This is a genomic window from Nocardia takedensis NBRC 100417 (assembly GCF_000308695.1).
Classification (GTDB): Bacteria; Actinomycetota; Actinomycetes; order Mycobacteriales; family Mycobacteriaceae; genus Nocardia; species Nocardia takedensis.
Genome location: NZ_BAGG01000057.1, coordinates 493 through 21673, shown reverse-complemented (window position 1 = coordinate 21673; position 21181 = coordinate 493). Strand labels below are relative to the sequence as shown.

General features: G+C 68.3%; 1 protein-coding gene (cut by a window edge). It reads right to left on the bottom strand.

Annotation, left to right across the window (positions count from 1 at the left end):
- Nucleotides 1-21181: the 5' portion of an ADP-ribosyltransferase gene (locus ON30_RS11600; RefSeq protein WP_169334903.1), read on the bottom strand. 12866 nt of this gene lie to the left of the window's left edge; the window shows 21181 of its 34047 coding nt (coding positions 1-21181); it begins with the start codon at nucleotides 21179-21181; its stop codon lies off the left edge, out of view.

The following is a 21181-nucleotide window of genomic DNA, read 5'->3' as shown; positions in this document are numbered from 1 at the left end:
CGATGGACTCCAGCGGACGGAACAGCCCGTTTCCGGCCATCACCATCAGGTATCCGTAGGCGGGCCCCCCGTCGTCCAGACTGAAACTCCCCGGCGGTTTGGCCGAGACGAAGTCCCCTGTTTCCTCCGACCACAGGGCCCGGAAGACGTCACGCCAATGGCTGTGCGCCTTGTCGATCTGCTCGGCCGTGGCCGGGATGACCTCGATGGCGGCCAGTCGCTCCACGAACTCCCACGGCATCAAGGCGGGGATCTCGACCCATCCGCCCTCGCGGTCCACCCAAGCCGACTGCGAGATCGCGCGTCCTGACCGGGGCCCCGGCGGGACGAGCAGGGCCAGGTGGCGAGTGCCGACGATCTCCGGTCGACCCTCGTCATCGAGCAGCACCGTCGTACCGTCGGGTCCGAATCGGTGGAAACTCACCGTGACCTGGGCGGCGGATCTGGCCCCGATACCGATCATCTTGTAGTCGATCGTGGCGATCTGCGAAACGATGTCCCGCGGCGAACCGTCGCGTCGGGTCCGCGCGTCGACGGTCTTGGCTCCCAGCCAACGTTCGGAGATCCGTCGGCCCGACAGCGCGGGGTCGGCGGGGAACGTCCCGGTCGCAGGCCCGGCGGCCATCGGCATGCCCATCCAGCTGGGAATCATCGCCAGCGACCACAGCAGACTGTTGCTCGGCCCGCCACGCCGGGGCAGCGCGCCGCCGACCGCCCGAGCCAGCTCGCGTCGGACATGTGGATCCCAGTAGGTGCGGGTGCCGACCAACTCCTCGAGCTCGCGTTGCGCGGCGGGGTCGGCGAGTGCGAACACCCCGGGTGGGAAGACCGCGCTCGGCGCGATCATCGAGGCGCGCATCTGCTCCAGCGGCGGAACCCAGCCGGGTGGCCGTCGCGGCGGTCGCGGCGCGTCCGGCTCGCCGATGAGGGTGTCCGAGTCGTCGGTCGAGTGGGTCGAACCGACCAGAGTGACCGACTCCGACGCGGTGTCGTCGGCGTCGACCTCACCGAGGACGAATCCACTCCCGCCGGCCGCCACTCCCGGGACGGAGTCACGCGCCGCGGCCCGCGGTTGTGCGAGGCGTTCGTCGTTCGCCTCGTCGGCTCGCGTCGGGGTCGAGAAATCTCCGTTCTCTGCTCCTGTGCTACCACGCACCCGGTCACCGACGCGGGAGAAGAATCCGGCCATCCGCTGCGAACGAGGTAGGCGTTCCGCGATCTGGTCCCGTCGCCGCTGATAGGTCGGTGTCCGGGCGGGTTCGGACAGGGGTCGGGCGAGCCACCGTTGTTCGGGCGCGCCCGCGATCGAGGTCCGCAAGGTTTCCGACGAGGCGGCCACGAAACTCGGCTCACCGTCCGGCACGACTCCCGCGACGGTCTCCCACTCGCTCAATACTTCCAGCAGTGGGCGTTCCGCCAACGCCTTCGGATCCCATACCGATACTTCGGCGAGGGTGAACTCTTCTCCGGCTTCCTCCGACAGGGGACGCAGCAGCACCAAAGGTGATCTGCCGTCGAACAACACCACCGCTGCCGAACCGACGCCCAGCTCACCCAGCCGCCAACCGGCCACCGCCAGCTGCTGACCCGCCCACTCGCCGGCAGGGCGGGTCCAACGGTCGCCGAACCACTGGGCCAGCTCCGCGATCTCCTGATCCGAGATCATGTCCCGCGCCGTGGGCACGACGAAGGGATAGGGCCGTCGTCGGCGCACTCCGACGACGTATGCGTCGAGCCGATCGATCTCCGCGGTGAATTCGTAGCGCACCGCGAATCTCGGATATCCCTGGAACGAGGCGATCACGGCTTTGACCGATTCGAGATCACGGAACAACCCCGGTCCGGGCAGCACCGTCAGACGCCCGTAACCCTCGCCCGGTGTCGTCGCCGAGAAACTCCCGGGGGGCTGGAACGCCGCGAAACGTCCCTCCATCGCCGACCACAACGCCGCGTCCAACGCACGCCAATGCGTACTCGCCAAACCGATGTGCTCCATGGAGGAGGGAATGACCCTGACGGAAGCAATCCTCTCTACGAGATCTGGCGGATAAGGGCCTAATGCCCCACGATAGTCGAGCCATCTGTCACCGATCACCGGATAGACCGCTCTGCGCCCGACCGCCGGACCCCCGGGATCGTCCTGCCGTCGCCCGCTCGGATCACGTCCGGCAAACCCGAGCTCGACCAATCCCTGCCCCATTCCGCGCATGGTCAGCAGCTGATTGATCGGCCTCCCCAACCAGTTGTGGATATGGTCCGAGCGGTTGGGTAGCCCGAGGTCGATCGTCTTCGCGCCCATCCACCGTTCGGCGATCTGCCAATCGCCCAATCCCGGATCCGTCGACGGAGAGCCGATCCGTGGACTCGCCACCGCCGGGACTCCGTTGGCCTGGGTGTACATCAACGTCAACGCCGCCAACACATTGTGGTCGGAGCCGGTCACCGCGAGCGCCAGATCCATGAACGCCCCGGGATTCCAATTCCTTCGGAGCGGAAGACGCCGCAGCATGTGCTCGACCTCCCGCAACCGCCGGCGATCGGCCGGGGCGTACATTCCCGGCGGGAAGATCTCGGCCGGGGCCGCGTAGAGATTCTCGTCGACCTCGCTGTCCAGATAACTCGGCAGAGGCGCCTGATCGTGTGTCGACCGGTTGGACGGCGGCGCACCAGGATTCCGCCCCGGGCGAGACGCGCCCTCCGAATACGGCGGCAGATCATCGTTCGGCGGAGCACTCTCGATCACCGGCGGTCCGACAACCCCCACCACGCCATCCGAATACGGCGGAAGCTCGTCATCCGCGACCGGATCACCCTCGGCAACCGCCGTCGCCGCACTCCCGGCGACCACCGACGGACCCGCGTGCTCGCTCTCGTGGGCGCGCGTCCGTACCTCCGTCCGCCCGTCGGACGACCGGGGCCGATCAGCATTCTCACCAGGTGAAATCGACGGACGACCGACACCGAGGAACGCGTCCGGCAGCGTCTCGGTGATCGCGCTCTCGACCGTGACCGCCGAGGCCGCCAGCACATGGATCGGCCCTGTCGGCGGCGTCTGCACCGATGACCAGTCGAGCTCCGAACCCGCCGCCGGATCCCACCAGACCGGCTGCCGCGGCCGATTCGACAACACGAGCGGACCACGACCGGGGACATCCACCACCGCGACCGATCCGACCCCGTACTCGGGCAGGTCCACCAACGCCTCGATATCCTCGAGCAATTCCCGCACCGGGACGTCCGGGTCGTCGTGCACATACCAATCCCGGTTCAGCCAGTCCGCCAGATCCTTCCGCTCACCGGCATCCAGGGAGGCGTGCTCGACACCGAACGGACCACCCGACCGCAGATCACCGACCGCGATTCTCGGATGTCCGGAGAACACCGCGACCGATGCCCGGATCGCCCGTCCAGCACACACCTTCCCCGCTCCCGACAACACCGATGCGGCGACCGGTGACGCGTCGTAGTCGGCCGTCCGGCCCGGCTCCCCCGGTGCTTGCGAGGTGATCGGATTCCGGTGTCCAACCGGCGCCTCCGGCGATTCCCCGACCACCGCGCTCATGAACGTGCGCGGATGAGGCCAGTTCGACCTGTCGACACCGTTCGCCGCGTCGATATCGTCGGATTCCCGCGCCGGTGCGTGCACCAGCGCGGCCGCCAACCGCACGCGCCGCGCCTCGGCGGTCCGCATGGTCGCCTCCGTACCGGGAACGAATTCCAGATACGCGACTCTGTCCAACCACTCCTGTGGGAGGGGATCGCTACGCACCACCCCCGTCTGCGCGTCCACCCACTTCACGATCGGATTCCCCGTAACCGGATCAGGATGCACGGACAGAGCCAGAGCGTGCGCGCCCGCCTCGAGCGCGGACTCGCCCTCGATCTGCTCGGCATTCTCGTCCAGGGCGGCAGACCGCCACGCCACGCGCACATACCCGAGCGCACCGGCGACCGGGTCACCCTCGGAGCGATCGATGGTCGCGTCCAGGGCCACCATCTGTTCGTTGATGGCCGCCACCTGATCGGCCACCGACCGTGTGGAACCGTCGGAGGTCGTTCGCACATCCACCCGCGCGGAACCCAGGAACTGCTCCGCCGCCCCCACACTGTGCAGATCGGGATCACGTCGGAACGCACCGAGGCGAGGACCTGCCGCCACCGGATTCCCCACCTGCGCCGACAGGTAGGCGAACGCACACATCTGACAGTTGATATCCCCACCCGGCAGACCTGCCGAAGCGTTGATCTCGGCCAACAGTTCCGGATGCGTACCGGGATCCCAACCGGGCGCGACCTGCCGCGCGACCTCCGCCAATCGCGACTGCTTCGCCGCGTCCACGCTGCCGTAGGTCCCGACCGGGAACATCCGCGACGGCGACGGCAGCCCCCGCGACCGCGACGGAATCGGAACTCGTTCCTCGGCAACCGAATCCACGGTCTGCTCCGCTATCGGCGGCGTCGGGTCGACGGATGTCGCATCGGAATCCGTCTCGACGGAAGCAGTGGTGAGATCGCCGTCCTCACCTGCGGCTCCCCGCACACCATTACGCTCGGAACTCTCGGCGAAGTGCCCGCTCATCCGGTCCGCGCTCGGCTGTGCCGATGCCCAGCCGAGTGGTTTCGCGCTCGGCGCGATCACCAAAGGCGCGACCTCGGGAGCGTCGGTCATGTCGGTGTCGACAGTTTCATCGGTCGTGTCGACCGGTGACGGCTGGAGCTGCTGCGGCTGCGGCAGTTGCGTCTGCGGCGGTGGCTGGGTGGGCGGAGGCGGTCCGGCGGTCGGCGCGGCCATCGACGGGCCGGCGTCCGGCGCCTCGGTCATCTCGGTATCGAGAGGATCGTCGCCGGTAGCGGCCGGTAGCGGCTGGGGCTGCTGCGGCTGCTGCGGCTGCGGTTGCGGCTGCTGCGGCTGGAACTGCTGCGGTTGGGGCAGTTGTATCTGGCGGGGCGCGTCGGCCGAGGGACGCGGCTCCGGTGCGTCGGTCATCTCGAGGTCGTCGACAGCGTCGGCATCCCGCTGACTCTCGGGTGACGGGTGCGGTGACCGGACGACATCGGCCGCCACCTGCGGCAGGGTCGCGAAGTCCGCGTTTTCGCCCGACGGTCCCGCCTGGCCGCCGTGCCGCCCGGGCCTGAGCCGGAGATGCGCCGCGATCCTGTCCAGCCGGCTCGGACGTTCGGCGGGGGTCGGTGCCGGCACCTGCGGTGCGGGCCACGGCCTGGCGGCCAGGCGCTGATCCGCCGGACCCGCGATCGAGGTCCGCAAGGTCTCCGACGACGCCGCCACGAAGAAGAAGTCACCGTCGCCCCGCCCCGCCCAGGCCGCCAACACCTCCGCCAGCGGACGTTCCACCAACGCCCGCGGATCCCACACCGACACCTGCGACAGCGAGAACTCCGCTCCCGGCTGCCGCGCCGCCGGACGCAACAACACCAGGATGCCGTCGGTGGCGACTACCACCGCCACCGAACCCACGCCCAGCTCCTCCAACCGGAAAGCGGTCGCCATCAGCTTCTCGGCGGGCGTCGTCCCTTCCCGCGGCGTATCCCACCTGGTGTCGAACCACCCCGCCATCTCGTTGATCTCCGGCCCGGAGGTCAACCCACTGCCCGGTGTCAGCTGAACGAACAGGCCGCTCTCACGCGGGTGGCGCCTGTCGAACCGCGCGATCGCCTCCGCGTGCTCGTATCGCACCGCGAACCTCGGGTACCCCTGGAACGAGGACACCAGCGCCTTCACCGACTCCAGATCGCGCAACAGGCCCCGTCCGGGCAACACCGTCAACCGTCCGTAACCGTCGGCGCCACCGGCCGCGGAGAAGCTTCCCGGAGGTTGGAACGGCACGAACCTCGCCTCGGTCGTCGACCACAACGAGGCGTCCAGCCGTCGGCGATGTGTGCTGGCCAGATGCATCTGCCGCAGGGTCGTCGCGATGACCTTGACCGATTTCACGGACTCGGGCGCAAGGTTCCTGCCCGTGCCGAAACTCCAGGTCGATCCCACATCGATCTGTCCGTGCCGATCGACCCAGCTACGGTCGTCGAGGACCGGCATGATCAGGACGTCCTCCCGCGGGCTGCCGTGCTGCGAGCCCGGCGGCGCGATCCTCATCTCGACCAGTGCCCGCGCCTCGACGTCGATGTAACGCATGAGCCGGCGGATCGCCCGGCTCCTGGCCGTGGCGTCGAGCCGATGACTGACGGCGGTCCACGCGTTCATCTCGATCGCCTTCGCGCCCAGCCACTGCTCGGCGAGCTGCCACTCTTCGCGGGTGCGGTCCGCCGATGGCGGCCCCAGTCGCGGACCCGCCACCGCGGGGAGGTTCGTCGAGTTCGCATACAGCAGTGCCAGCGGCCACGACACATCCCCACTCAGCATGCCGTCGCGGACACCGTCACCGGCCACCGCGAACGCCAGATCCTTGAAGAACCTGGCATCCCGATCCCGCCTGGTCCTGCGGTTCTGACGCTGGATCTCGCCTGCCACCCGCACCAGTGCCGAAGGATCGGCCGGTCCGTACATCCCGGGCGGGAAGATATGGGTCGGAAGCGCGATTTCGCGCAGGTCGATCTCGCGGTCCTGGTACCTCGGTGCAGGGTCCTCGATGGAACGGGGCACCTCGTGGGCCAGCGGCCTCTCGCGGTAATCCGGCGGAGCCTCCTCGTCCTCCCCGTCGTCCGGCACCTCCTCCTGCCAAGTCCTCGCCATCACGTATCCCAAGGGCGCCTCCTCGATCGACGGACCGCTCCCACTCGGCCCCGCCTCGACGACCGTGTCGACGCTCGCGGCGACCACGGGCGTCTCGGTGAGCGCCACCGCGTCGACCTCGTCCGACCTGTCTCGCGCAGGGGGCCGCGCGGGCAGATCCTCGCCGTCGGCCCAATCGAGCAAGAAGTTCACGAACGCCGTCGAGGGTTCCTCGTGCAGGCGTTCGCGCACGCGCCGGTATTCGCGCACCGAATCCGACAGCGTCGCCAGATAGTCGGCCGGATTCGGTTGCCGCAGCGCGTGATCGATCGCGGCTCGGTCGTCGGCGCGCAGCGCTGATCCGCTACGCAGCGCCGCCAGGTCCGCGGGTCGCAGCCGCGCCGGGTCCCCTCCGGTCAGCCTCGACAACACCGTGAGGACGCGATCATCGGACCGTAGCCGCTCCTGATCAGATTCCGTCCACCGATCTCCCGCGGTCGGCCGGTCGGCGTTCTCACCGGGGGACCGCGACGGTCCTCCGAGGATCCGCTGACGGAGTGAGTCGGTGAACCGAGCGAGCCCACCTCGCGAGCGCGGGGGACCGTTTCGTGGGTCGGGTTCGGTGACCAGCGGATCCGCGAACCTCACCGCCGTCGTTCGGGTCCGCGACGGGATCGGCTTCGTGCGTGGCAGGCCGAATCCGATCGCGTCCCGCAGTTGCAGCGCGGTGACGGGTAGGAAGTGGATCGGGCCTGCCGGAAGATCGGACAGGTCGGCCTGCGCGCCCGTGACAGGATCCCACCACACCAGTTCGGTATCGCCGACCTTCAGCAGCGCTATCGGATGCCTGCCCTTGAAGGTGGCGATCGCCATCGACCCCTTCAGGTACTTGTGATGGGCGAGTTCACGCTCGATCCCCGCCAGTTGCGTTCGCGGCGGGGCGCTTCGCGTTCCCTTCGCGGGCCGACGCCACGCACCGTGCAGCCGCTCGGCGAGTCCGGCCATCTCGGCGCGGGTCAGCGACATGTCGGTCCGGTCGCCCTCCCCGGGCGCGCCCCGCGCCGCGAGCTTCGGGAACCCCGCGAAGGTCTCCACCAGGGCGGTGAGGGCCGCGGACTCGGTGACCTGCCCAGGACCCTGCGGCACGATCAGCGGTCCGTAGGGAACTCCGGCCGGTCCGAGGCTGAAGGTTCCCGGGTGCTCACCGTCGAGAAACCGGTTCTCCTTTTCCGACCACAGCGCGAATTCCAGCGCCTGCTGATCCCGCTCCGGATCACGCCGGGCGCTCGACGTGTCGGGAGTCGACTCCGCCGTGGCCGGGGCAACAGTGGCAGCCGCGCCCACGCGCGACTGCACGAGCATCCGGTATTCGTCGACGGTCGCGGCCAGATCGGCGAGATAGAGGTCGACGGGCACCGCTCCGGGGCGCTGTATGTAGTCGAGGGCCGAGATCTGCGAGCGGGTCAGTTCCGCGCGCAGGCGGCGCTCGTTCAGGTCCCCGAGGTCCAGGGTGGCCACATCGCCCAGCGGCGCCAGCGCCTCGTACACCTGCACGTCCTTGGCGAGACCGGCCAGGTACGCGTCGGTCTGCCGGGCGACGCTCTCGGACGCGTTGTCGCCGAGGGGAACTCGGATTGCCGGGGACAGTGACGGAAGTGCGAGCAGCGGATCCGGTTGGGTGCCGGTGACGGCGGCCTCGACCGTGTCCGGCGAGGCCGCCAGGAGGTGGACCGTTCCCCCGGGCGGCGCCTGCACCGAGTTCCAGGCGAGCTCCGCACCTGCCGCGAGATCCCACCAGACCGCGCCCTGCGGTCGATTCAGCAATACCAACGGACCCCGGTCCGGGATGTCGACGACCGCGACCGCTCCCCGGCCGTACTCGGGGAGATCGACCAACGCCTCGATGTCCGCGAGAACCTCCGACACCGGCGTATCCGGCTCATCGAGTGCGTACCAGTCACGATTCACCCAGTGCGCGAGGATCTTTCGTTCCTCGGCGTCGAGCGGCGGCACGGTGACCGCGCCGTCGAGGGGCGCGCGCGAATCAGCCGGCGCGATCCGGGGATGCCCGGAGAAGGTCGCGACCAACGCTCGGATCGCCCGGCCGCCACGCACGGTCCGCACCGGTCCGGCCTCGGAGATCGTCGTGGATCGTGTCGGTGTGTCGGGATCGGCCCTGTCGATCGTGAGCGGCGTCGCGTCCGGCCGGGGCTGTGGTGGTGTCCCGATCGCCAGTGCCGCGAACGTCCGGGGATGCGGCCACGTCGACAGGGCGGCCCCGCTGGTCGGAAGGTCCGCCGAAGGCTGTGCGGCTTCGGACGCCGATGTCCGGGCCAGATCCGCCCGCCGTTCCTCGGCGGCGCGCATCGTGTCGACGGTGCCGGGGACGAACTCCAGATACGCGATCCGGTCCAGCCACGCCTGTGGGATGGGGTCCTGACGCAGTATCTCGTTCTGGGCGTCGGCCCACACCACGACCGGCTCACCGGTCTCGGGATCCGGATGCACCGACAGCGCCAACCCGTGCGAACCCGCCTCCTCGGGTTCGCCGCCGTCGAAAAGTCGGCTCTTCCCGTCGGGGGCGAACTTCTGCCACGCCACCCGCACATATCCGAGCGCACCGGCGCCCCGCCCGCGTTCGATCGTCCGGTCCAGCGCCACCAACGTCTCGTTGATCAACGCCACCTGATCGACGATCGGCCTCGTGGACCCGTCGGGGAGGTGTCGCACGTCCACCTTGGCCGCGCCGAGGAAGTCCTCCGCGACACCGACACTGTGCAGGTCGGGATCGCGACGGAATTCGCCCAGACGCGGCCCCGCCGCCACCGGCCGGCCGGCCTGTGTGGACAGATAGGCGAACGCGCACAGCTGACAGTTGATGTCCCCGCCGGGCATTCCCGCCGCCGCGTTGATCGCTTTCACGATCTCGGGATGTTCACGAGGGTCCCAGCCCGGACCCACGCCCGCCCGTCGCACCGCATCCTCGAGTCGGGCCTGGGCGGCGCTGTTCACACTGCCGTACGTTCCCGCCGGGAACATCCGAGACGGCGACGGCAGGCCCTCCACGTCGGTGACCACGCCCTCGACACCCGAACCGGAGACCCCGTCGAGGGTCGCGGATTCGGCTGTCGACGGAGAAGTCACCGACGCGTCGGACGACTTGTCGGCCGGTGCCCCGTCCTCGTCGTCGGAGAACTCCGGCTCGGTCGCCGAGGAATAGTCGAAATCAGCGGAGAAGACCGAAGTCCCGTCGGAGTCGTCGTCGGAGATCGTGGAGACCTCGGGGACCGTCGACGCGGTGGACTCCGGGTCGGGCGAGGGATCGTCGGTCGGGGCGGCCGCCACCGCCACGGGCACCGAGAGCGGCGTGAGTGGCACCCTGCCCGGCGGGCCCGGGATCGATCGTGCGAGGTGGCCATCGGCGCCGGACTCGTCGACGGTGTCCACCGTCGCGACGAAGCGCGGCGCGACGCCACGGGAATCGTCGTCATCGCCGAGGAGTTCCGAATCCGTGTCATCGGGCAGCGCGAACACGTAGGACACGAACCCGGTTTGGGTTTCGTTTCCGCCCGGGTTGCCGAAAGTGTCCCATTGGTCGTAGCGCTTGACGGTTCCGTCCTCGACCGTCCACCAAACAGGTTCGGCGATCGGTCCCTCGGCGACCAGGCCGAACAGGCCGCTGATCACGTTTCCCTCGGGTTCGGTGAATTCCACGAAGGCGGTGGATCCCGTCGGCATCTCGGCGAACATTCGACCGACACGGTCGAAACCGTCGTCGATGGAGCCCACGGCCTCGTCGATCTTGCGCAGCCGGGAGCCGAATTCGCGCGCCACCTCCGCGCGTCCGCGTTCCGGCACTCCCAGTTGCCGGACCGGGGACCGCACGTCCATCTGCGTGAGCAGTAGCCGGGGCCTGCCCGAGACGGTGCGTTTGGCCGCCACGGCCGCGTCGTACTCGTTGATGTCCCCGGGCAGGGCGGAGATCAGTCGGCCGTAGGGATGGATGCCGGGATGCTGGAAGGTGAGGTACTTGTACGGAACCCGCTCGTTCAGCAGCGACTGTTCCAGCTCGTGCTGGCCCTTCGCCATCGCCCGCACCCTGTCGACGGTCGTGAGTACGACGAAGGCGTCGCTCAGATTCTCCGGCGCGGTCGGGACCTGCTCGGTCAGCGCCCTGTTCGAGTAGTCCAACCATGTCGTGGCCGCCGCGGTCGGGCGCACCGCGGCCACCACGTGATCCACCGACGATCCGTCCGCGCCCCGGACCTTGCCGCCGATGTAGGCCATGACACCTGGACGGCGCATTTCCGAGGCGACCGTCTCGTAGATCTGCTGGGGGGTGAGCGGTGTTCCGTCCTCATCGGCCCACCCGACGAACCGCCGAGCCCCCAGACGCCTTTCGACCACTGTCGGGTCCAGCCGACCACTGTCGGGGGCGAGGAAGTCCGGACCACCGTGGAAAGCCGTCAGGAACGCGAAGGCCGCGACACCGTCGGCACGTACCGCACCGAATCGGGCTTCGGTCAACGCGATGATCTGTCGCCCGTAGGAAGTCGTGCCGGGCGGGTAGGATATCGGGTCCTTGAACATCGCCGAACCACCGGCGACCCGCAGGAGATCGCTCAGCACCGCACGCTCGGGATTCGGCGACGGCGCATACCGCGACGACAGTCCGACGATCTCCGCCATATCCTGCGGGCGCAGCGCGAGATCGCTGGGCAGTGTCGTATTCCGCAGCCCATAGTCGTAGTCGTCGTCATCGTCCGAGTCGTATTCGGGGCGGCTGTCCTCGGCGCCCCGCAAGCCCGCGAAAGGATCGTGCCCCGGCAGCAGCGCGATCGGCCCGCGGCCGCGCGGCGGCGCGATCGCCTCGCCGTCGGTGCCCGGCCGCAGGACTCGACGCAATTCGGCCTCGGACAACGTCATCGAAAGCGCACTGCTGTAGTGCTGGACGAGATCACGTATCTGCGGATTCAGCGCGCCGTCGGCCTGCGTGGTGGTCCCACCGACCGGGTCCCACCACACCGGCCCGGCGGGTGTTCCCGCACGGGACCGCGACGGATACACCAACATCAACGGCGCCACGGACACACCGTCGGAGAGCACTATCATCGCCGCCGAGCCCGGACCGAATCTCGCCGAGGTGATCCGTTCTCGAAGTGCCTCGAGTTGGCGCACCGGATTGCCGCGGGTGCGACCGGCCGACAGATAGGCGTGGAACATCTGCTGTAGCTCGGCGATCCGACCGGATCTGTACACCGTCGTCCGATCGAGCATCGCGCCGTCGCGATTGAGCGGATCCAGGACCGGCACCTCGAACTGCGGTGAACCGGCGAAGGTGGACACGCTCGCGATCAGCACACCCACCGGGTCGAACGTGCGTCCGGGCCCGAGGCCGCCGAACAGGATCTTCCCCGCGTACGCGGCCGGGTGGCCGAATTCCGACGCCTCGGCGTCGCGCGCCGAGGTGACGAGATCCCGCAGATGATCGGCCGCTTCGCTGATGCGCTGCGCGTTCGTCACGCGGATCGCGATACTCGCGATATCGCGGGAATAGGGCCCGATGTCGGAGGTCGCCGTCGCGGTGTGCGCATCCGCCCACACCGGCGACTTCGCCTGCGACGGGAACACCAAGGCGATCGAATGGGGTTCGCTCTGCCTCGGCCTGCGGTCGCGGAACAGCGTCCGGCCCTCGCCGTCGACCGTGTACCACCGAATATCGGCGAATACGAGTGTCTTTCGCGAACGGTCGTCCGCGACCATCCGATAGATCGCGTCCAGCCGCTCGGCGACCGACATCGTCGAATCGCCGACAGTTCCCGGCAGCGGGGTCCCGTCGGGCGCGAACGACGATTCGGTCGCGGCTGTTCCCAGACGTTGCGACATCAGGCGTCGACGGATGTCGTCGGGTATCTCGAACGACAACGCGGGCGCCACATCCGGCTTGCCGACGAAACCGTGCGCGAAGGCCAGCGTCGCCAGCCAACTGTTGTTGCCCCGACCCGGAAGGTGCACACCGGGATCGTTGATCGACCGCAGCGGCGCGTCCCCGTCGACGTCGCGCATCCGAGGATCCCACCCGCCCTCGAAATACCCGTTCCCACCGCTCAATTGCCCACGGATCTTGGCGAGCCCGTCCGGCTCCGACACCACGAATGCCGCGATCGTCGGGTCTTCCGAGAGCAGGGGGATCCGATCCACCTGCCGCGCGGACAGCGCCGCCGATGCCGGAGGCGCGGTCTCATCGATCTCCGGCGCATCGATATAGGAGAAGTTCGCCAGCCACAACCGACGCAACTCCGCATCCGACTCGGCCGATCGGGGCACTGTCTCGACGTCATCGTCGGCGGTGGCCGCCACCGATTCGGCCGAGGTGTCAACGGGAGAGTCAGCATCGACATCCACCCGGGAATCAGGAAGGGAGCGTCGCACCTGCGGTTCCGAGGACTGATCCGTTGTCGGCTCGAAGTCGGACGCCGTCACGACCTCCGGGACGTCCTGCGATACCTCGGGCCGATCGACCCGCCGGTCTTCCGCGGCCGCCGACACCGACTCCTGATCGGAGCCGTCGTGGATGGTGGCCGCGCCGACCGTCGAGGCCACGAAGTCCGCGGGCATCTGCGCACCGGTGAACCGCGCCATTCCGATGTACTCGAGCACAGATCGTTCCAGCCCTGCCAGGTACTCGGCCGGGTCCGGTTCGCGGAGGACGTGAGCGATGACATCCCGATCGAGATCGGTCAGGTCGGGGTCAGCAAGGAAATCCCGAAGGTCCGACTGTGTCAGTTCGTCGGGGTTTCCACCGGACAGGCCGGCGAGCACCTCGAAGACGAGGTTGTCCACTCGCACTCGGTCCTGCTCGGCCTCGGTCCAGCCACCCGTCGACATCGCCGCCTCGGTAGCGGTGGACGAGAGCGGCGCGAGGTCGAGAGCGGGCGATGAGGACTCCGCATCCCCCGGGAGATCCCGCGGCAACGTCGAATCACTGTTGTCACCGGGCGAATTCGTCGGTATCGGACGAATGCGCCGACGCATCTCGGCGGCGATCATGTCACGTCGGCTCGGCCGCGGCCCCGAACCCTGAGGAGACCGGTCGGCGGTAGGCGGCACAGTGGGCAGTCCGAACGAAACCCGATTCCCGGACGTGCCCCCGGCCATCGCGGGCAGTCCCGGCGCGGAAGTCGGCGCGAAATGGTGGGGATCGTGGTGCGGTCGGATGTCGGACGGCGCGATGATGGTCCCGTTCTTGAGGATCACCTTGTTCATCCGGTCTTGGATGTCTGCGACACGCGAGACCATGAGCTCGATGCTGTTGGCGGTCGCGGGTATGTCCGTGGGCGCGATGACGTCCAGGGTTTTCGCCGACCACCACACGACGTCGGAGATATCGGGATCTTCGGGAAACAACGCCACGAATGTGCGCGCGCCGCCGTCGAGCAGCATCGCGACGACACTTCCTCGGCCGTAGAGCGGCTTGAGCAGCCCCTCGCGAGTTTTCCGTACCACTGTCGCGACCGACTCCCCGGCCGTCTGCATCACGCCACGACCGAACATGTGCTCCAGGGCGATACGCCCTTCAGCGATGTCCTCGGTGGTCGGGAGCAGTGGCCGACCGTCCGGTCCGGGCGAGTCGTCGTAGGGCACCTCGAAGGCCACACTCTCCGCCATCGTGCTGACCAACGCCGCCGCCGTCATCGATTCAGCGACCTTGTCCGCTTTGGCGGCGCCCCCCAGCACCATCAACGTCCCGTACCCCGGACCGCCAGGAACCGCCGACCGACCCGGATGCCGCATCCTGCCCGGCGGCACCGCGGCCTCCAACGCGATCCGGTGCTCGGCCGCCGCCGACACCGAATCCCCGGTGCCGAGTATGTAGCTCAGGCTCCCGGTCTTGTCTACGAAATTCTCCCGCTCGAGATCATCACCCACATAGTCGGATTGAATATCCGTCCAGACCGGCTGCTCGGTTCCCTCGGGCAGGTGCACGGTGAACATGTGCCCGGTGTCGAGCTGCGGTGAGCCGTCGTCGTTGTAGAGTTTCCGACTCGGATCCAGTGGATCGGTGGCCTGCCAATACACCATCACCAGCCCGAAGACTCCGGAACCGGGTCTATCGCTGTCCTTGTGCGCGAGTTCGAGAATCTGGTCGTTGACCATTTGGTACTGACCACGCATGTCGGACGAACCACCGACAGTGGGACCGAGCTTGACTCGCCGCTTCCCGGTCCAGCGCTGCGCCGTCGGTACCTGGTTACGACTGTAATTGTTCGGCACCCAGCCGCCGATCCGCGGCCCCGTGATATCGAAATTGCCGATCAGACCAGAAGCGAACGCCATCGAGACCATGAAACAGTTGTTCTGGCCTCCATAGGTGGACCAGTCCGTGGCGTTGATCTCACGCTGCAACTGACGCTGGCTCAGCGGATCCCAGAACGACCGCAGGCCCGACTGCCGGAACAACTCGGCCGCTCGGTCCCGGCGCGCCTGATCGACACTGCCGTACATACCCGCCATCGGCAGGCTGGAAGGCAACTGGATCCGACGCAACTGCTCCGGCGACAGCCGTCGATAGGCGAACAGAACCGGCGTCGGATCGAGCGTCCGCCGCACCTCCTCAGCCGTATCCGGCCGCACACGCTTCTCCGGCCGCCCGGCCACCGGATCCCCACCACGTTTCGGCGGTCGCGGCGGCGGGCGGTTCGGCGCGATCTCGATCAGCTCGGGCGCTTCGGTCATCTCGATGTCATCGACCGGGGAGGCAACCGGCTGGGTAGGCGCGGGGGCCGTGTGAGCCGGCTCCGTGGTGGCCGGCAGGTCCGGGGCGTCGGTCATCTCGATGTCACCGACCGGCTGCGTCGACGCGGCCGCGTTTGCGGGCGGCGCGGGCGCCGTAACCGCCGGGGCAGGCGCCGCGGTAGTCGGTATGTCCGGTGCGTCGGTCATCTCGATGTCGTCGAAGAAGGCTCGGCGCGAATGGGTATCGACGGTGGAGACCGGTGGGAACTGGATCGGCGTGGCTGTCGGCTGGTTCGACGGCACGGCCGTGGACGGAGTGGGGACCTGCGGTGCGAGCGGTGGGTAGACCGTGCTGTGCGGCACTGTCCGACCGTCGCGCAACGTCACCAGATTCATGCGTCCGGCGATATCCGCTTTGCTGCCGATCATCAACTCGATCCGCGTCGCGGTTCTCGGCAACCGCGCGCGGCTGATGACATCGAGACTCGACGCCGCCCACCACACCGGCTCGGCGACATCGGCGTCTTCCGGGAAGGACGCGACGAACGCGCGCCCACCGCCATCGAGCAACATCACCCCTACCGCCCCCCGGCCGAACGGGGCGTTGGCGAGCAGCGTGTGCAGTTGGTCGGCGGATTCCTTGACCGTGGTCCCCCGTGACTGCACGACGCTGTGCGGGATCAACCGCGTCAAGGCGTTGCGTCCCGCGTCCCAGTCCTGTTGGGTCGGTCCCGATGGCTGCCCGTCGAGGGCGTGTTCGGGCCGATACGGAACCTCGAAGGTCGGCTTGTCGACCAAGGTGACCACCATCGCCGCCGCGATCTTCGGTTCGGCCACGTTCGCCGCCTGGGCCGGTCCACCCAGCACCACCAGCGAACCGAGCGCGGGACCGCCGACCGCCGACCGCCCCGGATGCGTCGTTTCTCCCGGCCTGTCCTCGGTCCCGAACCTCGCCTCGCGCAGGCGGATTCGGTGCTCGGCGGCCTCGGACACCGAATCCGACGATCCCAGGAGCACTTCGATTCGTATGGCGCTTCCCGAGGCGTCGATGTCCACGAGATCCGAGCCGACGAGGCCGGACCGGGTGTCGGTCCACACGACCGTGTCCGACCCCTCGGGGACATAGGCGGTGAACATGTGGACGGGGGCGGTTCTCGGTGTGCCGTCGTTGTTGTAGACCTTGACGGTCTCGTCGTCGGGGCGGGTCTCGTGCCAGTGGACGCCCACCATCGCGAAGACGCCCGCGGTCGGCGCGTCGTGGGTGGCGAGCGCGATCATCAGTTGCTGGATGGCCAGGAACTGCTCGCCGACCTCGCGCTCGGTGCCGTCGGTCCGCCATTGGGCATCGAGTTTGCGGGAACCGCCCCATCGTTGCGCGATCTCCCACTCCCCCGACGTGAGATCGTAGGGCGTCCACTCGCCCGGCCGCCCGCCCGCGGCATCCGGATTGCCGAGCAGACCGGACGCGGTGACCATGGAGACCAGGACACCGTTGTTCTGTCCCGAGAACGTCGCCACATCGGCGGCGTTGGCGAGGTCGTGCAGAGTCCCGCCCACAGCCGGGCGCCGGAAACCCGCCACACCGGACGCTCGATACTTCTCCAGCATCTGCTCGCGACGTGCGGGATCGACTTCGTCGTATTCGCCCGGCATCTGGATCTGCGAGGGCAAGGGAATACGACGTAGTTGCTCCGGCGTCGGACGGCGGTAGCCATAGCGGACCGGTTTCGACCCACTCGCCCGATCCTGGTCGCTCTGCGAATTCGGACGAGCGCGCTTTCCGGGCGCGGTCCCGGAAATCGGTTCTCCGGCCCCGCGCTTCGGTGCTCCCAGCTCGACCTGATGTGGAACCGGATCGGAGTTCGCCCCTCGATCATCGCCGCGGACCATATCCAGCAGCGGGTTCACGAAATCGACGGAATCCTCGTCGGAAGGCGAACCCGCCACCTCCAACCCACCCGATTCCACACCGTCAGGAATCGACCCCTGAACGAACCCACCGACAATCCCGGCCGGCGCCACGGGCGGTCCCGAGGCGGGAGTCGGCAGGAAGTGGTGGGGATCGAGTTGCGGTGTGATGTCCGCCGGAAGGATGCGTTTGTTGCCGGAGAGGATCACTTTGTTCATCCGGTTCTGGATGTCCTCGACACGCGAGATCATGAACTGGATTCCGGTGGCGGTCGAGGGGATATCGGTGGGCGCGATGACGTCCAAGGTTTTCGCCGACCACCACACGATGTCGGTGATGTCGGGATCCTCGGGAAACGACGCCACGAACGCGCGCTTGCCGTCGTCGAGCACCAGCACAGCCACGCTTCCTCGGCCGTAGGGCGCACGGAGCAACTGGTTGCGCAATTTCGGTACCAGCGTCTTTACCGTCTCCCCCTTCGGCGACCGCACGACCTCGAACTGTTTCCACAGAGACCTGCGTCCCTCACGCATGTCCTCGGCGGTGGGGAACAAAGGCTGACCGTCGGGCCCGTGCGCGTCGTCATACGGCACCTCGAAAGCCACCGTGCCCGCCATCGTGTTCACCAACGCCGCCGCCGTCAGCGACTCGGCGACCTTGTCCGCTTTGGCGGCGCCCCCCAGCACCATCAACGTCCCGTAACCAGGCCCACCCGGCACCGCCGACCGACCCGGATGCCGCACCCGCCCCGGCGGAACAGCGGCCTCCAGCGCGATCCGGTGCTCGGCCGCCTCCAACACCGAATCCCCGGTTCCGAGAACGTAATACAGCTTGCCGGTCTTGTCGATGTAGCGCTCGCGGGGGAAATCATCCTGCTTGTCGGATTGGATATTCGTCCAGACCGGGTTCTCGGCGCCCTCCGGCAGGTGCACAGCGACCATGTGCCCGCCACTGGTCTTCGGTGTGCCGTCGGCGTTGTAGAGTTTCTTGCTCTTGTCCAGCGGGTCGGTGGCATGCCAGGCGAGGGCGACCAGCGCGAAGACACCGGAGCCGGGCTCGCTTCTACGCGCGAGATCGCGAATCTTGTCCTCGACCACCTGGAACTGATCACGCATCGGACGATCCGGACCGGTGGCTCTGCGACCGGCATCGATTCGGCGGCCTCCGGCCCAGCGCTCCGAGGTGGCCTGCTGGTCGAGACTGGGGTTGTTCGTCCGCCAGGAGCCGATTCTCGGCCCCGCCAGATCGATATTGCCGATCAGACCGGAAGCGAACGCCATCGAGACCATGAAGCAGTTGGTCTTGCCTCCGTGGGTGGACCGGTCGGCGGCGTTCATCTCCAACTGCAATTGCCGCTGACTCGTCGGATGCCAGAACGGTTTCGCCCCCGACTGCCGGAACAACTCGGTCACCCTGTCCCGACGCGCCTGATCGACACTGCCGAACAAACCCGACATCGGCAGCGCGGAGGGCAACTGGATCCGGCGCAACTGCTCCGGTGACAGACGTCGGTAGGCGAACAGGACCGGGGTCGGATCCTCCAATCGCTTCGCGTCCTCGGCCGTATCCGTTCGAACCCGCTTCGCGGGCGGTCCGTCCAACAGGTCCCCGACACGTTTGCGCGTACGTGGCGGCACCTCGGCGGCCGGGGTGATCGCGGGCCCGTTCTCGCCGGGTGCGGATCGAACCGCCCCGACGGGCAGCGATCGCGGTCCCGGCGACGCATCCGGCTGGGTAGCGGTGATCGCCGACTCGATCGCGTCCGCGGAGGCCGCCCACACGCTGACCGACGCCATCGACGGCAGCGCCGACGCGTCCAACTCTTGATTGGGACCGATGTCCCACCACGTGGGGCCTTGCGGCCGGTTCAGCAACACCAGCGGACCACGACCACCCACCTCGACCACAGCGACCGCCCCCACTCCGTAATCGGGGCGGCTGAGCATTGCCTCGACCTCGCCCAGGTGCTCGCGAACCGTCTTGCCCGGCTCATCGAACCCGTGCCGATCCCAGGTCAACCAGTTCGCGAGATCATCGCGCTCACCGGCATCGAGAGCCGCGAAAGCGAGACTGTCACGATCCCCGGAACGCGAGTCGGCCACCGCTATCCGGGGATGTCCCGAGAAACCCGCGACCAGAGCCCGGATCGCACGCCCCGGACGCACACCCCGCACCGGTCCGCCGATAGCCAAGGCCATGAAAGTGCTCGGATGCGCCCACTGCGAGTTCCCGGCAGTCGGGGCGACCTCCGCCGGTTGCTCCGGCAACGTCGATTCCGCGCCGAACACCTCCGCCAACCCCGTGCGACGATCCTTCGCGTCCTCCATCGTCCGGACAGAGCCGGGCACGAACTCCAGATACGCGATCTTGTCGAGCCACTCCTGCGGGAACGGACCCCGGCGCGCCGGACGCGCCTGCACGTCGACCCACACCGCCTCCGGCTCGCCGGTCACCGGGTGCGGGTGCACCGAGATCGCCAGACCGTGCGCTCCGGCCTCGCTCGGCACACCGTCGACCAGCAGTTTGGTCTTGCCGTCCGCCGCGAAGGCCTGCCAAACCACCCGCACATACCCCACCATCGGAGACTCCCCGAACACCTCGGTGTCCGGGTTCTCCATCATGTGGTTGATGGCCGCGACCTGGTCGGCCACGTCCCGAGGGGACCCGTCCGGTCCGAAGCGCACATCCACCTTCGCCGAACCCAGCAATTGTTCGGACGCACCCACGCTGCGCAGATCCTTGTCCCGCCGGAACGCACCGATCCGCGGACCCACCGCCTCCGGCCTGTCCACCTGCGCCGACAGATAACCCAACGCACACAACTGACAGTTGAGATCCCCACCAGGAAGACCGAACGCGGCATTGATCGCCGCCAACACCTCCGAATGCTCACGCGGATCCCACCCCGGTCCCACACCCGCCCGGCGCATCGCCTCCTCGAGCCGCTTCTGCGCGGCCGCGTCGACACTGCCGTAGGTCCCGGCGGGGAACACCCGCGACGGCAGCATCAGACGGTTCGGACGGTTCGACGGGAGTTGCACCGAAACCGGTTCGCCGACCGGTGTCCCGGTGTCGGATCGTCGCGTTGTTCCCGCGGGCGATCGGGAAACGGGAGACCTCCTCGTTTCCAGGTCCATCGTCACCGAGGCGAGGGCGGCGATCGCGATCTCGGTGTCGGCGATGCCGTTGGTCTCAGCGATGCCGCGGGTGTCGGGCTCAGAGCCATCGGTGGTGCGGTTCTGCGGTGGAACCGGACGGGTCGTCTCCTGTGACACCGTCGGCGTGTGCGGGCGAGCCGGAGCCGTGCTCTCGGTGACTCCCGCGTTGAGCGTGAACGCTCGGTCGGGACCCCGTGGGGTCGTGACCGACCCGGCACGCGGCAACTCGTTCGCGGGCGGAACGGGTCGCGCGAGGGAGGTGGACTGGGTGGTCGCCTGCTGTTGCGTTGCGGGGGATTGCTGCTGGGCGGCCGGTTGTTGTGTCGCGGGGGAATGCTGCTGGGTGGTGGCGTTGACCTGCTGGGCAGCGGGAGCAAGCTGCTGGGTGGTGACGGGGACCTGCTGGGCAGCAGTCGATGGCTGCATCGGCGTCGGTTGCGCGGGCAACGCGGAGGTCGCCGATGATTCGGTGACCTCCGAACCTGGCTGGGCCTGCGCCGGATCGCGCACCTCACCCAGAGATTCGGTCGCGGTCTCGACACCTACCCGGGCGTCGGTATTCGAGGAGGTCGTGGACGAGTCGGGCATATCGACCCCGACCGGGCGGCCATCCACATCGACCCGGGTCTCGACCGGCGCACCCGGAACCGGGGTGGGCTGCTCGACCGGAGTCTCCGACCGGAACGCCAC